Below are 17,480 nucleotides of genomic sequence, written 5' to 3'. Positions count from 1 at the left end.
TTGAAGAACGGGCCCTGGAGCCCGTTTTTCTTTTTCCGGCGCGCGCAGGTCCTCAGCCCGCGATCAGCGGAGCCCGGAACTGGTAGCCGACTTTCTGCTGCGACTGAAGTGGCACGGCCAGCGGCGTCACGCGTTCGATGCGCCTCCTCAGGCGGTAGATCGTGGCATGCAGGCTGTTGTCGGACTCGGCGGCGCTCGTGCCGTCCAGCAGTTCGCGGATCTGTTCGCGGGTGACCGTCGCGCCCTCGGCCTTGAGAAAGCAGTCCATGAGGATCAGGTCGGTGGGACTGAGCTCCACGGTTTGGCCGTCGGGAGCGGTGAGGACGCTGCGGCGCTTGTCGAGTTTCCATGCCGTAGCCGTCCGGGCCGTGGTCATGATGCGGCGGTGTACCGCGCGGATCGCGAGTTCGACCTGCTCGAACGTGACCGGCTTGGTGAGGTACATGTCCGCGCCCGCGTTGATCACTTCGGCAAACACCTCGGGGCCAAGGCGGCCCGAGACGATGAGCACGCCGGCCTGGGTGCGCTTGCGCAGGATGCGGATCAGTTCGGCTCCGTCCACGCCCGGAAGCATCAGGTCGAGCACGTAGAAGTCGAAGCGATACGGCGCCAGATCCGCGAGCAGGTCGCTGCTGTCGCTGTAGGCCTGCACTTCGACGCCTTGCGCGCGCAGGTGTTGTGCGAGGAATTCGCAATATTCGGTGTCGTCGTCAACCAGTGCAAGGGTTCCGGGCAGCATGTCGTTCGGTGATGGATGGGAGGTGATGGCGGCGGGCCGGAGGCAGGCGCCTCGGCGGCAACCCTGGATCAGTCCGCGAGACCCTGGGGAATGACCAGTCGCATGATCGTTCCCTGCGGATCATTGGGCAATGCCTCTACTGTACCTTGATGAAGTTGCACCACCGAGCGAACGATGAAGAGGCCAAGGCCGGCGCCCGCGCGGTTGCGGTTTCCGCTGCCGCGCGAGCCCTTGTCGAACAGGCGCGGGCGCAGTTCCTCGGAGATGCCCGGGCCGTTGTCGGCCACTTCGATGATGAGCGCAAGCGGGTCGTCGGATTCGGAGATGCGCAGCGTCACCCGCGTGCCCTCGGGCGCATAGGCCAGCGCATTGTTCAGCAGGTTGCGGATGGTCAGGCGCATCAGCGCCGGATGCAACTGCACGGTGCGCGTGTTGGTGTCCCACTGCTCGCTGATGCGCGGTCGCTGGTCGGCCGCGATGTCATGCATGACGAGCTGGATCAGCGTCGGCAGATCGGTATCGCTCGACGAACTGGCCTTGCCGCCGACCGCGAGAATGGTGCCGGCTGCCAGCGTGTTGTCGAGCGTGCCGATCACCTGCTGGAGCACATGTTCGGCGCGTGTCAGGGCCTTGGTCGCGGGGTCGGTGTTCTTGAGATGCAGATCGTCGATGGCCTTCATCGTCGCCTGCATCGCGGCCGAGGCATTGTTCAGCGGCTGGCGGATTTCGTGCGAGAGCAGCTGCAGCATTTCGTTGTGCTCGGTGAGCATGGCCGTGCGCCAGTCGAGCAGCGCGCGCAGCTTGTCGACCTCCGCGTTGGCATCGCCCTGCTCCTGCAATGCCTGCTGAAGATGCTGGATCTGCTCGCGCTGGCGCTCTAGCATCTGTTCGCGCAGATGCTCGCGCGTGGCGTCGGTCATCACCATCATCACGCCCTGCACCGGGGAGGGCGCATCGGCCTCGGACGGTGAAAAAAAATGCGGCAGCTGCGGCGACAGATGCACATGCCGCCAGCGCTGCGAGCCCAGGCTGTCCTGCTGCAAGTCGGTGTACTGTGCGGTCTCGCCGCGTGCCGCAGTGTCGAATTGTGGATGCCAGGCGGCGAGATAGTCGGCCGGCAACAGTTCCTGCAGCGTTCGGCCGATCACCTTGGCGGGATCGAGTCCGAACCAGTTGCACCAGTCGAGTGTGGCCATGCGCAGTCGTTGGTCGGAGCCCCAGAACGCGAGGTTCACCGGAGTCTGTCCGAACAGGCGCACCAACTGGCCCGGCGCATACCAAGTCTCCGCCTGCGATGCGGCGAGCGATGATTTCGCGGAGCTGTTCTTGTGGGAGGAAGTGGAACTGGGCATCGTGATTGCGCAGGCGTTGGTTCAAACGGGGATCAGCCGTTGATAATAGGCTGGAAAGCAGGTGAGCGAGCAAGCGATGCGCCAGCGCGTATTGTGCGTTGCTGCCTGCAGCCTGAATGCCGCAGCCGGAAATCATCGCTTCATGGACCGTCTCAAACAGCTCGAATCATTCGTTGCCATAGCCACGCGAGGAAGCCTCACGGCGGCGGCCAAGGTCGAGGGTGTCGCGCCTGCCATCATGGGCCGGCGGCTCGATGCGCTGGAAGAGCGTCTTGGCGTGAAGCTGGTGATGCGCACCACGCGCAGGCTCTCGCTGACGCACGAGGGCATCGCGTTTCTTGAAGACTGCCAGCGCCTGCTCTCCGAGCTGGCAAGCGTCGAAGCCAGCGTGAGCGCGGGCGGTGTGAAGGCGACGGGCCATCTGCGCATCACCGCACCGGCCGGTTTCGGCCGGCGGCACGTGGCACCGCTGATTCCCCGGTATCGCGAACGGCATCCCGAGGTGACGATCTCGCTGAACCTGAGCGACCGCGTGGTCGATCTGACCGGCGAAGGCTATGACTGCGCGGTGCGCGTGGGCGACCTGCCCGATTCGTCGCTGGTGAGCGTGCGCGTGGCCGACAACCGGCGGCTGTGTGTTGCCACACCCGAGTACCTGCGCCGACGTGGCACGCCCGGACATCCCTCGGAGCTGTCGCAGCACGACTGCCTGACGCTGTCGAGCGAAGCTTCGCAAACGCGCGGCTGGGCATTTCGCATTCCGCACGAAGATGGCTCGGGCGAGGTCGTGCATTTCAAGCCGGGCGGCCCGCTCGACTGCTCGGACGGGCAGGTGCTGCATGACTGGTGTCTCGGGGCTGGGGCATTGCCTGGCGCAGCACCTGGGAAGTGGAGTCCGAGATCGAGGCCGGGCGTCTCGTGCCCGTGCTCGAAGCCTTTGCCGCGCCGCCCAACGGTATCTTCGTGGTCTTTCCGCAGCGCAAGCACATGCCGCTCAGGGTGCGGCTGTGGATCGAATATCTCAAGCAGCAATACGCGGAGCCGACGTTCTGGCGACGCGACCCGCACGGCTGATGCCGCCGAAAACGACCAGCGAAAGGATTGACATGCTCTGTTTGCCGATTTCCGCCGATTCCAGTTCATTGCCCGGTGCGGGCGCATGGCGCGCGCCGGCCGTGTTGAGGCGGGCCGCAGGCGCATTGATCATGGGTGCGACGCTGCTGTTGGCAGGTGGTTGCACGCTGCTGCAAAAAAACCCGGACCAGCCGCCACCGCCGCGCGAGATTCAGCCCGGAACGGTGAGCGTCACGACCGACAATCCCGAACACTTCACGTCCGCGCCTTCGGAGCGCCGTGAATCCTCAGCCGCGCGTCGCGCCTGGGTGGAGAAGCTGTCCGAGCACATCGCCGACCGTATCGCCGCAGCCCTGCCGGAGGGTGAGCGCGCCGAGGTCCATATTTCCGACATCCGTCGCGCGCCTGTCACATCGGCGGCGGATAGTTCGGGCGAGGCGCGTTCCGCTCAGGGCGTGGTGCCGCCGCGCATCACGCTCACCTTCAAGCGTCTCTCGTCCCGGGGCAAGGTGCTGCAGTCCGGCTCGCGCACCTTGCAGGATGCCTCGTTGCAGCTCAAGGCAGGCCGCTATGCGGACGATTCCTTGCGCTACGAAAAGGCCCTGGTGGACGATTGGGTGAGCAAGGAATTCAAGGATCTGCGCCGATGACGACCTAGGGCCGGTGCGTGCACCGCGCCATTTCCAATCCAGCATGGAGTGATGATGATGACGACGACAACGACGATGTTGCTTTCCCCTGCGATCCTGGTCTCGAAGCAAAGCGTTGCCAGCGACGACAGTTATGACGTGATCGACTCCAACATCGAAAGTGTCAACGAACTGATCGAGCGGCTGGTGGAATACGAGGAAATTTCGCCCGAGGCGCTCAAGAGCTACTACGTCGATTACTACCTCGCGCAGGTGAAGAACGGTGGCTTTGCGCAGTTCATCTACAACATCGGCTGTGACGCCGAGATCATCGAATACGTGCAGGAGGGCCTCGCCGACATGCAGGCCATCGGGCATGCCGCGCTGTTCGAGAAAAGCCTGGCGATCATCGAGCGCCTGAGCGAGGAAGAGCTCGACCGGTTTCTGGACAGCGAACTGTTCGGCGACAACACCGAGCGCGACGCGCTCAACGAATTCAACAGCGAGTTCTATGCGCTCGACGAACGCGAGGACCTCGTGGAATTCAACAGCCGCTGGCTCAAGCAGCATCCCGACCTGCAGGCGCTCGACGAGGAGGAACTGCAAGCACGTTATGACGAGATTGCCGGGCTGATCCCCAATCTTGAAGAACGCGAGGAGGCCGCCGCCGCAGGGATGCCGCGCTATGCGCTCGTGATCGACGCGCTGTGCGAGGCAGCGGACCATGAACTGGACCGGATCACGGCGGGCAATCCGTCGCATGAACACGAAGGCCAGCAAACGGTGGCGTGGCACTTCCTGACCGACAAGGGACACTTCTACATGGTGGATCTCGGCGACAAGGCCCTGATGTTCGATGGCGACACCCACAAGCTCGTGGCCGAGGCCGATGTTTCTGATCTCGAACCGGACGACGTAGACTGACGCCCCGGCACTCACCGACGACAACCCATGACCACCGAAGCCCTGCTGGCATACGCGCATTTTCTGGCGATTCTCACGATGACGGTCTTTCTCGCGAGCGAGGCCGCCCTGTGCCGCAAGGAGTGGTTGAATGCCGCCGTGGTCGAGCGGCTTGCGCGCGTGGACATGATCTACGGGATCTCCGCGCTGGTCGTGCTGATCACCGGCGTTGCGCGCACCTACTGGGGCATGAAGGGCGTCGGCTGGTATTGGTCACAGCCGCTCTTGCACCTGAAGGTCACGCTGTTCGTGGTGATTGCGCTGATGTCCATCGGGCCGACGGTGCGCTTCATGCGCTGGCGCCGCAATCTGCGGTCGTCGGGTGCGCTGCCCTCCGATGTGGAGATCCGCAACGTGCGGCGGCTGGTGATGATCGAGGCGCATCTGCTGGCCTTGATTCCGATTCTCGCGGTGTTCCTGGCTCGCGGGGTGGCGGTTTCTTCTTAGTTTTCTTGCGTTTGCTGTGTCGTTTTTCCCCGGAGCCGGGACTGCCCCGGCGGGGCAATTCCTTTTTGCTTGCGCCAAAAAGGAATCAAAAATGCGTTTTTTGGAAGTCACGCGGTGCTCTCTGCGCATGGCCCCCTCTCCCGCTTGCGGGAGAGGGCAGGGGTGAGGGTGGCTACCCTCAGGCTGGCTTGTTGCTCAGGCATTCCTTCATGAACGCCTTGCGCTCGTCGCCCTTGAGTTCCTTGGCGCCCGCGTCAACGTTGCAGGTCTTCATTTTTTCCTGCTGCGTCGTGGCCTTGGCCGGCTTGTTGGACAGGCAGGACTTCATGAATGCCTTGCGATCATCCCCCTTGAGATCCTTGGCACCTGCATCGGTGTTGCAGGTAGCCATCTTTTGCTGCTGGGCGGTGGGCTCCTTGGCAGCGGCGGGTGTGGCGGCGATCACTCCCAGGGACAGGGCGAAGCCGACGGAAGCGAACGTGGAAAGCAGTTTCTTCATGTTGATCTCCTGCAAAAAACGACAAAAAACCCCGAAATTAGGACGGGTCAGTCAGCATAACGCTACTTGACATAGCTCAGATGACACGCGCACGTAAAATTGGCGGATGCTCTCCGTCAAACTGGATTTGCTCGCCGCCCTGGCTGCCGAGCTCGAAAAACTCTCGCCCGGCGCAGGTGCGCGTGCGGCTTTTGAAAACCCCAAGGTGGCAGCGCATGGCGATTTCGCCTGCACGGCCGCGATGCAACTGGCCAAGCCGCTGAAGGCCAATCCGCGAGCGCTTGGTGAACAATTGAAAACCTCGCTGGAGGCCACGCCGGCTTTCCAGAAGTGGGTGGATGCGATCGAAATCGCCGGCCCGGGTTTTCTGAACATCCGCCTCAAGCCCGCCGCCAAGCAGGAAATCGTGCGCGAAGTGCTTGCGCAGGGCGAGAAGTTCGGCTTTCAGCCGGACCGCGGGGAAAAAGTGCTGGTCGAGTTCGTCTCTGCCAATCCGACCGGCCCGCTGCACGTCGGCCATGGCCGTCAGGCCGCCATTGGAGATGCGATCAGCAACCTGTATTCCACTCAGGGCTGGGACGTGCACCGCGAGTTCTATTACAACGACGCGGGCGTGCAGATCGACACGCTGACCAAGAGCACGCAATTACGTGCCAAGGGTTTCAAGCCCGGCGATGAGTGCTGGCCCACCGATCCGGACAATCCGCTTTCCAAAAGTTTCTACAACGGTGACTACATTGCGGACATCGCCCAGGCGTTTCTCCACAAGGAAACCGTCAAGGCCGACGACCGCGAGTTCACCGCGAATGGCGACGTCAACGATGACGCGAACATCCGCAACTTCGCGGTCGCCTATCTGCGCAACGAGCAGGACAAGGACCTCCAGGCCTTCAATCTGCGATTCAATGAGTACTACCTTGAATCGAGCCTGTACACCCATGGCCATGTCGAAGAAACCGTCAGGCGCCTGATCGACAGCGGCCACACCTACGAGCAGGACGGAGCGCTGTGGCTCAGGTCGACCGACTACGGCGACGACAAGGACCGCGTGATGCGCAAGTCCGACGGCAACTACACCTACTTTCTGCCCGATGTGGCCTATCACATCCAGAAGTTCGAGCGCGGCTACGGCAAGGTGGTGAACATCCAGGGCACGGATCACCACGGCACGATTGCGCGCGTGCGCGCCGGCTTGCAGGCCGCGAACGTCGGCATTCCCGAGGGCTATCCCGACTACGTGCTGCACACCATGGTGCGCGTGGTGCGCAACGGCGAGGAAGTGAAGATCAGCAAGCGTGCCGGCTCCTACGTGACGTTGCGCGACCTGATCGAATGGACCAGCAAGGACGCCGTGCGCTTCTTCCTGCTGTCGCGCAAACCCGACACCGAATACACCTTCGACGTCGATCTGGCCGTGGCGCAGAACAACGACAACCCGGTGTACTACGTGCAGTACGCGCATGCTCGCATTTGCTCGGTGCTGCGCACCTGGCAGGAGCAGGGCGGCGCGGGTGTTCCCGCGCTCAAGGACGCGGATCTGTCGGCGCTCGACGGCCCACAGGCTCAGGCGCTGATGCTGCTGCTCGCCAAGTATCCCGAGATGCTCACCGCCGCAGCCGCCAGCAATGCGCCACATGACGTTACCTTTTACCTGCGCGATCTGGCGTCTGCGTACCACTCGTACTACGACGCAGAGCGTATCCTTGTGGATGATGAGAAGGTCAGGCTCGCACGCCTCGCGCTGGTCGCCGCGACCGCGCAGGTGTTGCACAATGGATTGGCCGTTCTGGGCGTTTCTGCTCCGGAACGCATGTAAACAAGAGTGACTACAAGCGGATTTATGAACGTTAACAAGCAACGTGGTGGCCTCGTCCTGGGGCTCATCCTGGGCGTGCTCGTCGGTCTGGCGGCGGCGCTGGCCGTGGCCGTCTACGTGACCAAGGTGCCCGTGCCCTTCCTGAACAAGAACGCCACGCGCGGAACGGACCAGGACGAGGCCGAGGCGCAGCGCAACAAGAACTGGGACCCGAATTCCACGTTGTACGGCAAGAACCCGGCGAGAACCGCACCTGCGCAGCCACCGGGAGACGCCACCACCACGCCACCGGCCGTGGCGGGGTCGGTGACGCCCGCGCCTGCTCCTTCGGTTCCGGCGTCGAGTCCGACCGTGGTCGCATCGGCGCCCAAGCCCGGCGCATCGTCGGCCACGCAGACGGCGCGCGCGGCACCATCGACCACCAGCAGCGATCCGCTTGGCGATCTGGCCCGCGCCCGTGCGGCGGCGGCCCCCGCGCCCGCGCCGGCGCCTACGTCCAGCGATCCGTTCGACTATTTCGTGCAGGCCGGTGTGTTCAGCAGCCAGAGCAATGCCGACGCGCAGCGCGCCAAGCTCGCCATGCTCGGCTGGGAGGCGCGCGTGAGCGAGCGTGAGCAGAGCGGTCGCACGGTGTTCCGCGTGCGTGTCGGCCCGTTCGGCAAGCGCGACGATGCCGATTCCCTCAAGGGCAAACTGGACGGAGCGGGCATCGACACCACCTTGGTTCGCGTGCAGCGCTGAACTTTTTTCGCGCACATCGCTCACAATCACGAGTTGCTACAAAAACACTGAAGAGGAATGTTCATCTCATGAAACGCCGCGAGTTTTCCGTCTCCACCGCCACGGCGGTGGCCGCTTCCGCCCTGACATTGCCCCTTTCGTCCATGCACGCGCAGGCCCAGGCCCGCGCCTTCAAGGAGGGCAAGGACTACATCAAGCTCAAGAAGCCCGCAGCCACCGATGCTCCAGCCGGCAAGGTCGAGGTGATCGAGTTCTTCTGGTATAGCTGCCCGCACTGCAACGCGTTCGAGCCCACGTTCGAGGCCTGGGCCAAGGCGGCTCCGGCCAACATGGTGATTCGCCGCGTGCCCGTGGCATTCAATGCCACGTTCGTGCCGCAGCAAAAGCTGTATTTCGCGCTCGAAGCCATGAACCTGCTGCCCAAGCTGCACACCACGGTGTTCCGCGCGGTGCACGTGGAGCGCAAGGCGCTCAACAAGGACGAGGCGATCTTCGAATGGATCGGTCAGCAGGGCGTGGACGTGGCGAAGTTCAAGGAGGCGTACAACTCCTTCAACACCGCCAATCTGCTGCGCAAGGCGGGGCAACTGCAAGAGGCTTACCAGGTCGAGGGTGTGCCTTCGATGGGCGTGGGCGGCAAGTACTACACCGACGGCACGATGGCTGGCAACATGCAGAGCGTGCTGCAGGTCGTGGAGTATCTCGCGACGCTCAAGGCTTGAGTTTTTGCTGGATGGGCTCTTGAAAGGCGCGTCATTCGTGGCGCGCCTTTTGTTTTTAACGACGCCTGAGTGCTGCCATTCGTCGTTTTGACCTCTGCAATTGGGCGATATCTGCTGCTATCGCCGTCGTCACGCCGTGGGTTCAGTACAATGACCCAGCAAGATTCATGCCCTATGAAAACCAGACTTATCCCGCTCTTTTTTAGCTGCCTGTTGGCATTTGGCCCGGCCGTGGTGCATGCGGAGCGTGCCGACCGCGACAAGCCGATGAACATCGAAGCCGATGCGCTGCGCCATGACGAGCTCAAGCAGATCAGCGTGTTCACGGGCAATGTGGTGATGACCAAGGGCACCATCGTGTTGCGCGGCGCGCAGCTTGAGGTGCGCCAGGACCCGGACGGTTTCCAGTTCGGCACGGTGACCGCCCCCGCTGGCAAGCGCGCTTTCTTCCGCCAGAAGCGCGACTCCGCGCCGGGCGCGCCGCATGAGTTCGTGGAAGGCGAAGGCGAGGTGATCGAATACGACGGCAAGGCCGACATCGTCAAGTTCATCCGCCGTGGCGAGCTGCGCCGCTATCGCGACACGACGCTGACCGACCAGGTCAACGGCGCACTCATCGTCTACAACAATCTCACCGACGTGTTCACCGTGGATGGCGTCAAGAACACCTCCACGCCGTCATCCACCGCTGGCACGCCTTCGGGCCGCGTGCGCATGACGCTCACGCCCAAGGAAAAACCCGCCGACGGGCCTCACCGACGCCCCGGCCCGAGCGCTCGGGTGATGCGCCCGTACTGCGCACCAGTCCCGAACTGAGCAATGGCGGCGGCAAGTGAGTCTGCAGGAATTCGCGATGAACAATGAGCGCCTTGAGCCCTCGATGGACGGGGCTGAACCCGCCACCCTGATCGATCCGCAGAGCCGCCTCGAAGCCCTGCACCTGGAAAAATCCTACGGCAGTCGCAAGGTCGTCAAGGACGTTTCGCTGTCCGTGCGCAAGGGCGAGGTGGTCGGCCTGCTCGGCCCCAACGGCGCTGGCAAGACGACCTCGTTCTACATGATCGTCGGTCTGGTGCGTAGTGACGCGGGCGAGATCTACATCGACGGGCAATCGGTGCAGAACCTGCCGATCCACCGCCGCTCGCGGCTCGGGCTGTCGTATCTGCCGCAGGAAGCGTCGATCTTTCGCAAGCTCAACGTCGAGGAAAACGTGCGCGCCGTACTCGAGTTGCAGCAGGACGAGCACGGCCATGCGCTTTCGCGCGCCGTGATCGAGGAGCGCCTGACCTCGCTGCTTCAGGAACTGCGCGTCGATCATCTGCGCGAATCGCCCGCGCTTGCGCTCTCGGGCGGTGAACGCCGCCGCGTGGAAATTGCCCGCGCGCTGGCCACGCAGCCGCGCTTCATCCTGCTTGACGAGCCGTTTGCCGGTATCGATCCGATCGCGGTGATCGAAATCCAGCGCATCATCGGCTTTCTCAAGGAGCGCGGCATCGGCGTGCTCATCACCGATCACAACGTGCGCGAAACGCTCGGCATTTGCGATCACGCCTTCATCATCAGCGATGGCAGCGTGCTCGCGCAGGGCACTCCTTCGGACATCGTCGAAAACGCAGATGTGCGCCGGGTTTACCTCGGCGAACATTTCCGCATGTGAGCGCCATGCGCGGTTGCATCGGCGCCCCTGCCTGGCTTGCGCGACCTCGTGGGTTGTGTGGGCAGGTCCTGCTCGCCGTTGACGTCGGCACGGGCCTCCGGGCGCGCTCATGAAACCCGGACTGTCGCTGCGCGTTTCGCAGCATCTGGCACTCACGCCGCAGTTGCAGCAATCGATCAAGCTGCTGCAACTGTCCACGCTCGAACTCGAACAGGAAGTCGAGCAAATGCTCGACGACAACCCGTTCCTGGAGCGCACGACCGAAGGCGCGGAGCGCGAAGAATTCGGCATCGAGCGTGCGGATCAGCCCGTAAGCGAAGACGCCGCAGACGCGGACAGCGCGCTGTATCCGGCGGCCTCCGCGTCCAGCACCGCTACCTCGTCCGAAGATCAGGCAGCGCCGGATGCAGATGCTGCCAGCGCCGCTTCGGAATCGTCCGAGCAGGTCGATTGGGAGGGCGACGGGACCGTCGAGATGGCCCCCGACGATGGCGAGTGGGGCGGTGACGCTCCCGCGCGTAGCAGCACCAGCGGTTCGGGCGACGAAGAGACCGATGCCATCGATCTGGCAGGCGCGCACGAATCCCTGAGCGACCACCTGCACCGCCAGGCGCTGGCGCTGCATTTGTCGGACATCGACAGCGCGGCGGTGCGTTTCCTGATCGAGTCGTTGAACGACGACGGCTATCTCGAAGAGTCGCTCGCCGAACTGGCCATTGCGCTGGCCGGCAACGACGCGCCGACCGAAGAGCTGGAAGAACTCGTGCATCGCTTCACGGTCGGCCTGCGTCTTTTGCAGAGTCTCGATCCGGCGGGTGTCGGCGCGCGCAATCTGAGCGAGTGCCTGACGCTGCAATTGCACGCCATGAACCTCGACGAAGAGGGCGATCCGGCCATGATCGCGGTCGCGTTGCGCATTTGCCGCGACTCGCTCGACCTGCTCGCGCGCAAGGACGTCAAGCGTCTCATGCAGGCCTGCGGCGCGGGGGAGGATTCCACACGCGCCGCGATGAACCTGATTGCGCGCCTGGAGCCGCGTCCCGGTCGCCGGTTTGCCGACGTGCAGCGCCAGATCATCGTGCCCGACGTGATCGTCAAGAACGTCGGTCGCGGCGCGCAGATGCGTTTTACCGTGCAACTCAATCCCGACGTGATGCCGCGACTGCGCGTGCACGACGTTTATGCCAACGCGCTGCGTGGCCAGCGCGGCAACGAGGCCAACGCGGGGCTGCAGCAGCGTCTTCAGGAAGCGCGCTGGTTCATCAAGAACGTGCAGCAGCGCTTTGACACCATATTGCGCGTCTCGACCGCCATCGTCGAGCGCCAGAAGAACTTCTTCGTGCACGGCGAACTCGCCATGCGCCCGCTGGTGCTGCGCGACATCGCCGATGAACTCGGCCTGCACGAGTCCACCATCAGCCGCGTGACCACGGCCAAATACCTGTCGACGCCGCAGGGCACGTTCGAGCTCAAGTATTTCTTCGGCTCGGGCCTTGGCACCGAGACCGGCGGCAGCGCGTCGAGCACGGCGGTGAAGGCGTTGATCAAGCAGTTGCTGAGTTCCGAAAGCCCGAAGAAGCCGCTCTCGGACAGCAAGATCGCCGACATGCTCGCCGAGCAGGGCATCGAGTGCGCGCGTCGCACCGTGGCCAAGTACCGCGAGGCGCTGAAGATTCCTCCGGCCAATCTGCGCAAGGCGGTCTGATCCCACGGACACCCGGACTCAAGGGCCCGCATCACTTTGGACTGCCCGAGCACTTTGCCCTCAGCATCGAAAGTGCAGATCTGCATCGGCCATGTGACCGGGATCGCATTCGTGAGCCCATCCCTTCGCTCGGTCGTGCCGATTCCAGCGACGATCCACGCGCGCCTGCTCGCGATGGCATCACGGTAGAAACCCGCGAAAACGGCCTTGAAGGCCGCGCATTCGCATTTCGCCGGGGCATGCGCGAGCTACCGTCTTACAGCGGAAGAACAAATGAAAACAAGTCTGCGCGCGATAGTTCCTAGCATGTGATCAAGCACCGGATGCCGTCTGGTGCTCTCCGCAAATCAACCGAATTTGTCCCGCTCACCCCATTCGCGCCGCGCCTTCCATGGTGGTCGGGCCGCTGAATCCAGACGAGGGAAAGTGCCATGCGCAGGACGTTGCGACACTGTCTTCACGCCTCCGTGTGGCTCGGCGTGGCCTCTGCTGGCGTGGCCTGGGCGCGCGATCTGCCGAACATTGACGCGCTTTCTGCCACGCAGGCGGATCGCGCGAAGGCGGCGAAACTGCGCAAGGCCGCGCCCGCTTCGGTCCAGCGCCTGACCTATGACGAACAGCTGGGCGTGGCCACCTTCCTGTGGCTCGATCCGGCGCGTGCACCGGCGTCCGGCAAGGAGAAGTCGGGACCCGCGAATCTCGCTCAATCCGCACGCGCTGAACTCAAGGCTGTGGCCGAACTCTACGGAGTCAGCGCCGCCGAGGTCGATGCCGCACCGGTCAAGCTCGATCAAGCTCTCGCGCAAGGCGGACGAGTCGTGCAATTGACCAATCAGCGCGACGGCATTCCGGTGTTTCGCGAGCAGGCGACGGTGCTACTCGACAGGCGCGGCGTCGCGCTCAACGTGGGCGGCTTCATCGGCAGCACCGGGCTTGCAAAGACTGCGGGCACCACCAAGGCCGCCGCTGCGCGCACGCCAGCGTTGGCCGCGCAGGTGGCACTGCTCGACTTTGATTTTCAGGCCGACGCCGCGCGGCAACTGGTGGATGCCGAACTGCCATCCAGGAAGGATGCCGACGGTTACCGTCAGCTCTCGCTTCCCGGGTCGTTGCGCGGCGGCCAGGGCGCGACGCTCGAAGCGCCGATTCGTTATCGCCGCGTGTGGTTTCGCATGCCGCAGGGGCTTGTGCCCGGGTTCTATCTGGAGCTGCGGGTGCTTGAGGCCGGTGTCCACAACGCGTATTCGTATGTCGTGGCTAGCGACGACGGCAGGCTGCTGTTTCGCAACAACCTCACCTCGCATCAGGCTGCGCCCGCAACACCGACGGCGGCGGCCCCGTTGGCTGCGCCGAGAGCCTTTGGCTACGGCGTCTGGGCCCATCCCGAGACCGGCGTGCCCTATCCCGGGCCGCAGGGCCTCGATCTCAACCCCTATCCGGGTTCCGCGCCGGACGGCTATTCGGCGCGGCTGGTTTCCCCGTCAAGGCTGCGACTTGCAAGCGCCCCGTTTTCCAAGGCCGATCCGTGGGTGGACAGCAGCATTCACCCGCGCCTCTCGTTCACCTACGGCAACAACGTGCGGGCCTGGGCGGACGTGAAAAGCCCGATGGTTTCGCTGGCGCGCCGTTCGCCAACATCGCTTCGTGCCCGGAAAACTCGCGCAGCGTCGATGGCGATTTTTTTGCATGCAGCTCGACCGATGCGTTCGACTACGGCTACGACCCTTCCGCAGACGCGGTCAGGAATCAGGGCCAGGCATCGACCTCGGTCGCCAACCTGTTCTACATGGTCAACTGGCTGCACGACTGGTTCTATGACGCGGGTTTCGACGAGGCATCCGGCAATGCGCAGGCCCGCAATTTCGGACGCGGCGGCATCGAGGGCGATCCAATCGACGCCTGGGCGCTGGCGTATTCGGTGCGCAACAACGCCAGCATGGCCACGCCCGCCGATGGCGCGTCGCCCAATATGCGCATGTACGTGTTCGACAAGGGTGGCCCGACACGCAGCGCGGCGCTTGACAACACCATCGTCGCGCACGAATGGGGCCACTATCTGACGCGGCGCCTCATCGGCAACGCCAACGGGCTCACGACCCGTCTCGGCGCGGGGCTGGGCGAGGGCTGGGGGGACTTCGTCGCGCAGCTCGTCACTGTCACCGACAAGGATCGCGCCAAACCCGGCAACGCGCAATTTCAGGGTGCCTACGCGCAGGGCGCATATGCCAATGCAGACAGTGTGAACCCCGCCGTGGACGGATCGAATACCGCGTATTTCGGCAGTCGGCGCTATCCGTATTCGACCGACATGGCGAAGAATCCGCTGACCTTCAAGCACATCCAGGATGGCGAGCCACTGCCAGCCAATGTGCCGGTGAATCATGCGCTGATCCAGCACACGGCGGGCACGGGTTTTGGCAATGCGGAAATTCACAACGTGGGCGAAGTCTGGGCGACGATGCTGTGGGAATGCTATGCGTCGATCCTGAATCAACGCGAGTTTGCCGATGCCCAGCAGCGCATGAAGAACTACTTCGTCACGAGCCTCAAGCTCACGCCGGTCAACCCGACGTTCACCGAGGCCCGCGACGCGGTGCTGGCCAGCATGGCGGCCAGCGATTCGCAGGATTACGCGAGCTGCCTGGGCGCATTCGCCAAGCGTGGCGCGGGGCTCGATGCGCTCGCACCTGATCGCGTGTCGATCAATCTGCAAGGCGTGGTCGAGAGCTACAACGCCGGCCCGCTGCTGTTGGTCGACGACCTGCGCGTTTCCACGTCGGTGGGCGGCGCGATGCGCTGCGATGCCGACGACCTTCTGGACAATGGCGAAACCGCGATGCTGACCTTCAATCTGGTCAATCGCGGCAACACGGAAATTTCCGGAATCTCGCTCGCGTTCCAGTCCGACCAAGCGCAGATCGCCTTCCCCAAGGGCGCGAGTCTCGACCTTCCCGATGCAATTGCTCCGGGCAAGTCGCTTGCCATGCGCGTACCGATGACCTTGGCGGGCATGACCTCGTTTGCCAATGCACAGATCGGTGTGAACGTCCGTCTCGCGAATGAACTGGCCAGCGCGCGCGGGCAGACGGTCTCCGCCTGGATCAACGCCGACATCGCCGGTGCGAGCAGCACGGATGATCCGGTCCGCGTCTGGCCTGGTGCGATGAATCTGGAGAACTCGCAATGGGCCGTCGCAGGGGACAATGCTGGCGAACACTGGTATCAGGTCAGCGTTCCAGACCAGACCCTGTTGACCACCATGTACACGCCCGAAATCAAGGCGAGTAGCGACACCGACCTGATCCTCAGCTTCGATCAGGACTACGCCTTTGCCGCCGACGAAACCAATGGCGGCCAGCTCATCGTGTCGCTGCCGCACTCCCTGGACGTGGGCGTCGCTGCCGAGATCGTGCCCTATACCGGACGGATCTGGTGGACACGGCAGGGCGCATTGCCCAATGCCAATCCGCTACGCAACCAGCCTGCATTCACGGGACGCAGCAACGGCTGGAAGCGCAATGTCACGGTGAACTTCGGGCGTGAGTACGCGGGCAAGCTGTTGCGCATCGGCTGGCGTGTCGGTTCCACGGCCAATGCCAACCCGGACGCAGCGCAGTTCTGGCGCGTGGACAACATCCGGTTCAGCGGCGTGGACAATCGCCCGTTCGCGTCCATCGTCGCGCAGGCGGGTCAGTGCGCCCATCCGCTGATGCAGGTGGATGCCGTGCCGCCCCCTGCCGCGCCCGCCGATGGCAGCGCTGCTGCGGGCGTGGCTTCCGGAGCCGTAGCGGCCACCGAACCACCAAAACCAGCGGCGACCGCGCAGACACAGGGCGACACGAAAGCGCTCGCGCCGACCGCGATCCCCACGCTGTCGCACGCGGGCTATGTGCTGCTGTCGATCCTGCTCGGCGGACTCGGCCATGCGTGTCTCGGGCGTCGCTCCGCTCGGCAAAAAACGGATCGCAGGACCTGAGCCGCGATCCGTCAGAGCTTCACGAAGATCGCGACGATGCCTGCAAGCGCGGCGAGGATCAGGCCGAACTTGGTGAGCTTGTACGCGGTCTTGTTCCAGGCCTTGAATGCCCGGCGGTACTTGCCCGCGTAGAACGAAACCTTGAACAGCTTGCTGATCAGTCCGCGCGGATCGCCCTCATTGTTGGGCGAACTCGCGGCGGCCACCACGTTCTTGCCGAGCCAGCGATTGAGCCATTGCGCAAAGCCGTTGGTCATCGGGCGCTCGACGTCGCAGAACAGCACGATGCGGTTGCCGTTGGTGCGGTTTTCGGCCCAGTGCATGTAGGTCTCGTCAAAGATTACGCCTTCGCCCTCGCGCCAGCTGTAGGTCTGGCCATCGACCGAAATCATGCATTCGTCGTCGTTGGGCGCGAGCAGGCCCAGGTGGTAGCGCAGCGAGCCCGCATAGGGATCGCGGTGCAGGTTGAGCTTGGCACCCGGCGGCAGCTCGGCAAACATCGCGGCCTTGATCGTCGGGATCTTCGACACCAGCGAGGTGGTGACCGGGCACAGCTCCATTGCGGAAGGATGGGCGTCGCCATACCACTTCAGATAAAAGCGCTTCCAGCCGGTCTTGAAGAACGAGTTGAAGCCCGCGTCGTCATTGTTTGCGGCCGCCTTGATCTGCATGTTCTTCTGCAGATTGACCGCCTCTTCGCGGATCTCGCGCCAGTGCGCCTGTAGCGGGTCGAGTTCGGGAAAGGTGCTCACCGGAAGATACGGCGTGCGCGGCACCCTGGAGAACGCCAGCATGAATACGTTGAACGGCGCGGTGAAGGTCGAATGGTCGAACAACTGACGCATCGCCTTGTGCCGAACCTTGCCGCGCAGATGCATATAGAGCCCGCACAGTGGAAAGACAAGAATGAGGGCGAGTAAGAGGATTTTCCAGACCATAAAAGCACCGCTTGCGTGTCAAGCGGCTCCTGCCCGCAGGCATAGCGCGCCGTTCATCGGATGGCCGTTTTGGTGACGCTCCGCGCGCAGGAACGTCAACGGCTTTTCCGTCATTGGGGCCAAGTTTAGCGGTTTGCCGTATTTTGTTCATTTTCACGCCCATTTGCGAAGGGCCTGCTGCGTTCGCGGCGGCGGCATTCGTGCAGCGGCGCGCGAACTTTC

Annotated in this window: 14 protein-coding genes and 1 pseudogene; 11 read left to right on the top strand and 4 right to left on the bottom strand. The window is 63.6% G+C overall.

The annotated features are described in order from the left end of the window. Positions 1-52: 52 nt before the first annotated feature. Both H9K75_RS11290 and H9K75_RS11285 read right to left on the bottom strand, forming a co-directional pair. Positions 53-739: a response regulator transcription factor gene (locus H9K75_RS11290; protein ID WP_187725810.1), complete on the bottom strand. Its 687-nt coding sequence runs from the start codon at positions 737-739 to the stop codon at positions 53-55. Between the two features lie 68 nt (positions 740-807). Next, on the bottom strand, positions 808-2,091 hold the full coding sequence (locus H9K75_RS11285; RefSeq protein ID WP_187725809.1) for a sensor histidine kinase: 1,284 nt from the start codon (positions 2,089-2,091) through the stop codon (positions 808-810). Positions 2,092-2,233: 142 nt separating this feature from the next. On the opposite strand from H9K75_RS11285, the pseudogene H9K75_RS11280 reads away from it, so the two are divergent. The 4 genes and pseudogenes from H9K75_RS11280 (at position 2,234) to H9K75_RS11265 (ending at position 5,204) form a co-directional block, all read left to right on the top strand. Further along, positions 2,234-3,165: pseudogene (locus H9K75_RS11280) on the top strand (LysR family transcriptional regulator). Between the two features lie 32 nt (positions 3,166-3,197). Continuing rightward, positions 3,198-3,815 (top strand): DUF3016 domain-containing protein, encoded by a 618-nt coding sequence (locus tag H9K75_RS11275; RefSeq protein WP_187725808.1) that lies wholly within the window; start codon positions 3,198-3,200, stop codon positions 3,813-3,815. A gap of 57 nt (positions 3,816-3,872) precedes the next feature. Continuing rightward, on the top strand, positions 3,873-4,718 hold the full coding sequence (locus tag H9K75_RS11270; RefSeq protein WP_226858656.1) for a DMP19 family protein: 846 nt from the start codon (positions 3,873-3,875) through the stop codon (positions 4,716-4,718). 27 nt (positions 4,719-4,745) lie between these two features. After that, the gene (locus H9K75_RS11265) at positions 4,746-5,204 is read left to right on the top strand and encodes a DUF2214 family protein (protein ID WP_187725807.1); all 459 of its coding nucleotides are present in this window, start codon (positions 4,746-4,748) and stop codon (positions 5,202-5,204) included. A gap of 178 nt (positions 5,205-5,382) precedes the next feature. On the opposite strand, the gene H9K75_RS11260 is transcribed toward H9K75_RS11265, so the two are convergent. Then, the gene (locus H9K75_RS11260; RefSeq protein ID WP_187725806.1) at positions 5,383-5,703 is read right to left on the bottom strand and encodes a PsiF family protein; all 321 of its coding nucleotides are present in this window, start codon (positions 5,701-5,703) and stop codon (positions 5,383-5,385) included. A 106-nt stretch (positions 5,704-5,809) separates the two neighbouring features. Between H9K75_RS11260 and argS the strand changes: the two genes are divergently transcribed. The 7 genes from argS (at position 5,810) to H9K75_RS11225 (ending at position 16,320) form a co-directional block, all read left to right on the top strand. Further along, positions 5,810-7,519 (top strand): arginine--tRNA ligase, encoded by a 1,710-nt coding sequence (gene argS / locus H9K75_RS11255; protein ID WP_187725805.1) that lies wholly within the window; start codon positions 5,810-5,812, stop codon positions 7,517-7,519. Positions 7,520-7,543: 24 nt separating this feature from the next. After that, positions 7,544-8,260 carry an SPOR domain-containing protein gene (locus H9K75_RS11250; RefSeq protein WP_187725804.1) on the top strand — a complete coding sequence of 239 codons (717 nt, stop codon included), beginning with the start codon at positions 7,544-7,546 and terminating at the stop codon, positions 8,258-8,260. A gap of 68 nt (positions 8,261-8,328) precedes the next feature. After that, positions 8,329-8,982 carry a thiol:disulfide interchange protein DsbA/DsbL gene (locus tag H9K75_RS11245; RefSeq protein WP_187725803.1) on the top strand — a complete coding sequence of 218 codons (654 nt, stop codon included), beginning with the start codon at positions 8,329-8,331 and terminating at the stop codon, positions 8,980-8,982. A gap of 213 nt (positions 8,983-9,195) precedes the next feature. Then, entirely contained in the window at positions 9,196-9,798 is a 603-nt protein-coding gene (gene lptA / locus H9K75_RS11240; RefSeq protein WP_226858655.1) for a lipopolysaccharide transport periplasmic protein LptA, read from the top strand. A gap of 64 nt (positions 9,799-9,862) precedes the next feature. Further along, positions 9,863-10,639, top strand: a complete 777-nt coding sequence (gene lptB, locus H9K75_RS11235; protein ID WP_187726003.1) for an LPS export ABC transporter ATP-binding protein — start codon at positions 9,863-9,865, stop codon at positions 10,637-10,639. 109 nt (positions 10,640-10,748) lie between these two features. Next, entirely contained in the window at positions 10,749-12,344 is a 1,596-nt protein-coding gene (locus H9K75_RS11230; RefSeq protein WP_187725801.1) for an RNA polymerase factor sigma-54, read from the top strand. A 1,525-nt stretch (positions 12,345-13,869) separates the two neighbouring features. Then, positions 13,870-16,320 carry an IPTL-CTERM sorting domain-containing protein gene (locus tag H9K75_RS11225; protein WP_187725800.1) on the top strand — a complete coding sequence of 817 codons (2,451 nt, stop codon included), beginning with the start codon at positions 13,870-13,872 and terminating at the stop codon, positions 16,318-16,320. Positions 16,321-16,331: 11 nt separating this feature from the next. Here H9K75_RS11225 and H9K75_RS11220 read toward each other — a convergent pair whose 3' ends face one another. Beyond that, positions 16,332-17,258 (bottom strand): aspartyl/asparaginyl beta-hydroxylase domain-containing protein, encoded by a 927-nt coding sequence (locus H9K75_RS11220; protein ID WP_187725799.1) that lies wholly within the window; start codon positions 17,256-17,258, stop codon positions 16,332-16,334. Positions 17,259-17,480 lie beyond the last annotated feature (222 nt).

Origin of the sequence: Diaphorobacter aerolatus, assembly GCF_014489535.1 — a bacterium.
Lineage (GTDB): Bacteria > Pseudomonadota > Gammaproteobacteria > Burkholderiales > Burkholderiaceae_C > Diaphorobacter_A > Diaphorobacter_A aerolatus.
Note: the sequence above shows the minus strand (reverse complement) of the source record. Positions and strands in the feature narration are given on the sequence as shown.

Excerpts from the sequence above, each read along its gene's own strand:
- argS (WP_187725805.1), top strand. The coding sequence starts at position 5,810 with ATGCTCTCCGTCAAACTGGATTTGCTCGCCGCCCTGGCTGCCGAGCTC.
- H9K75_RS11275 (WP_187725808.1), top strand. The coding sequence starts at position 3,198 with ATGCTCTGTTTGCCGATTTCCGCCGATTCCAGTTCATTGCCCGGTGCG.
- H9K75_RS11290 (WP_187725810.1), bottom strand. The coding sequence starts at position 739 with ATGCTGCCCGGAACCCTTGCACTGGTTGACGACGACACCGAATATTGC.
- H9K75_RS11265 (WP_187725807.1), top strand. The coding sequence starts at position 4,746 with ATGACCACCGAAGCCCTGCTGGCATACGCGCATTTTCTGGCGATTCTC.
- H9K75_RS11285 (WP_187725809.1), bottom strand. The coding sequence starts at position 2,091 with ATGCCCAGTTCCACTTCCTCCCACAAGAACAGCTCCGCGAAATCATCG.
- H9K75_RS11245 (WP_187725803.1), top strand. The coding sequence starts at position 8,329 with ATGAAACGCCGCGAGTTTTCCGTCTCCACCGCCACGGCGGTGGCCGCT.
- H9K75_RS11250 (WP_187725804.1), top strand. The coding sequence starts at position 7,544 with ATGAACGTTAACAAGCAACGTGGTGGCCTCGTCCTGGGGCTCATCCTG.
- H9K75_RS11270 (WP_226858656.1), top strand. The coding sequence starts at position 3,873 with ATGACGACGACAACGACGATGTTGCTTTCCCCTGCGATCCTGGTCTCG.
- lptB (WP_187726003.1), top strand. The coding sequence starts at position 9,863 with ATGGACGGGGCTGAACCCGCCACCCTGATCGATCCGCAGAGCCGCCTC.
- H9K75_RS11220 (WP_187725799.1), bottom strand. The coding sequence starts at position 17,258 with ATGGTCTGGAAAATCCTCTTACTCGCCCTCATTCTTGTCTTTCCACTG.
- H9K75_RS11260 (WP_187725806.1), bottom strand. The coding sequence starts at position 5,703 with ATGAAGAAACTGCTTTCCACGTTCGCTTCCGTCGGCTTCGCCCTGTCC.
- H9K75_RS11230 (WP_187725801.1), top strand. The coding sequence starts at position 10,749 with ATGAAACCCGGACTGTCGCTGCGCGTTTCGCAGCATCTGGCACTCACG.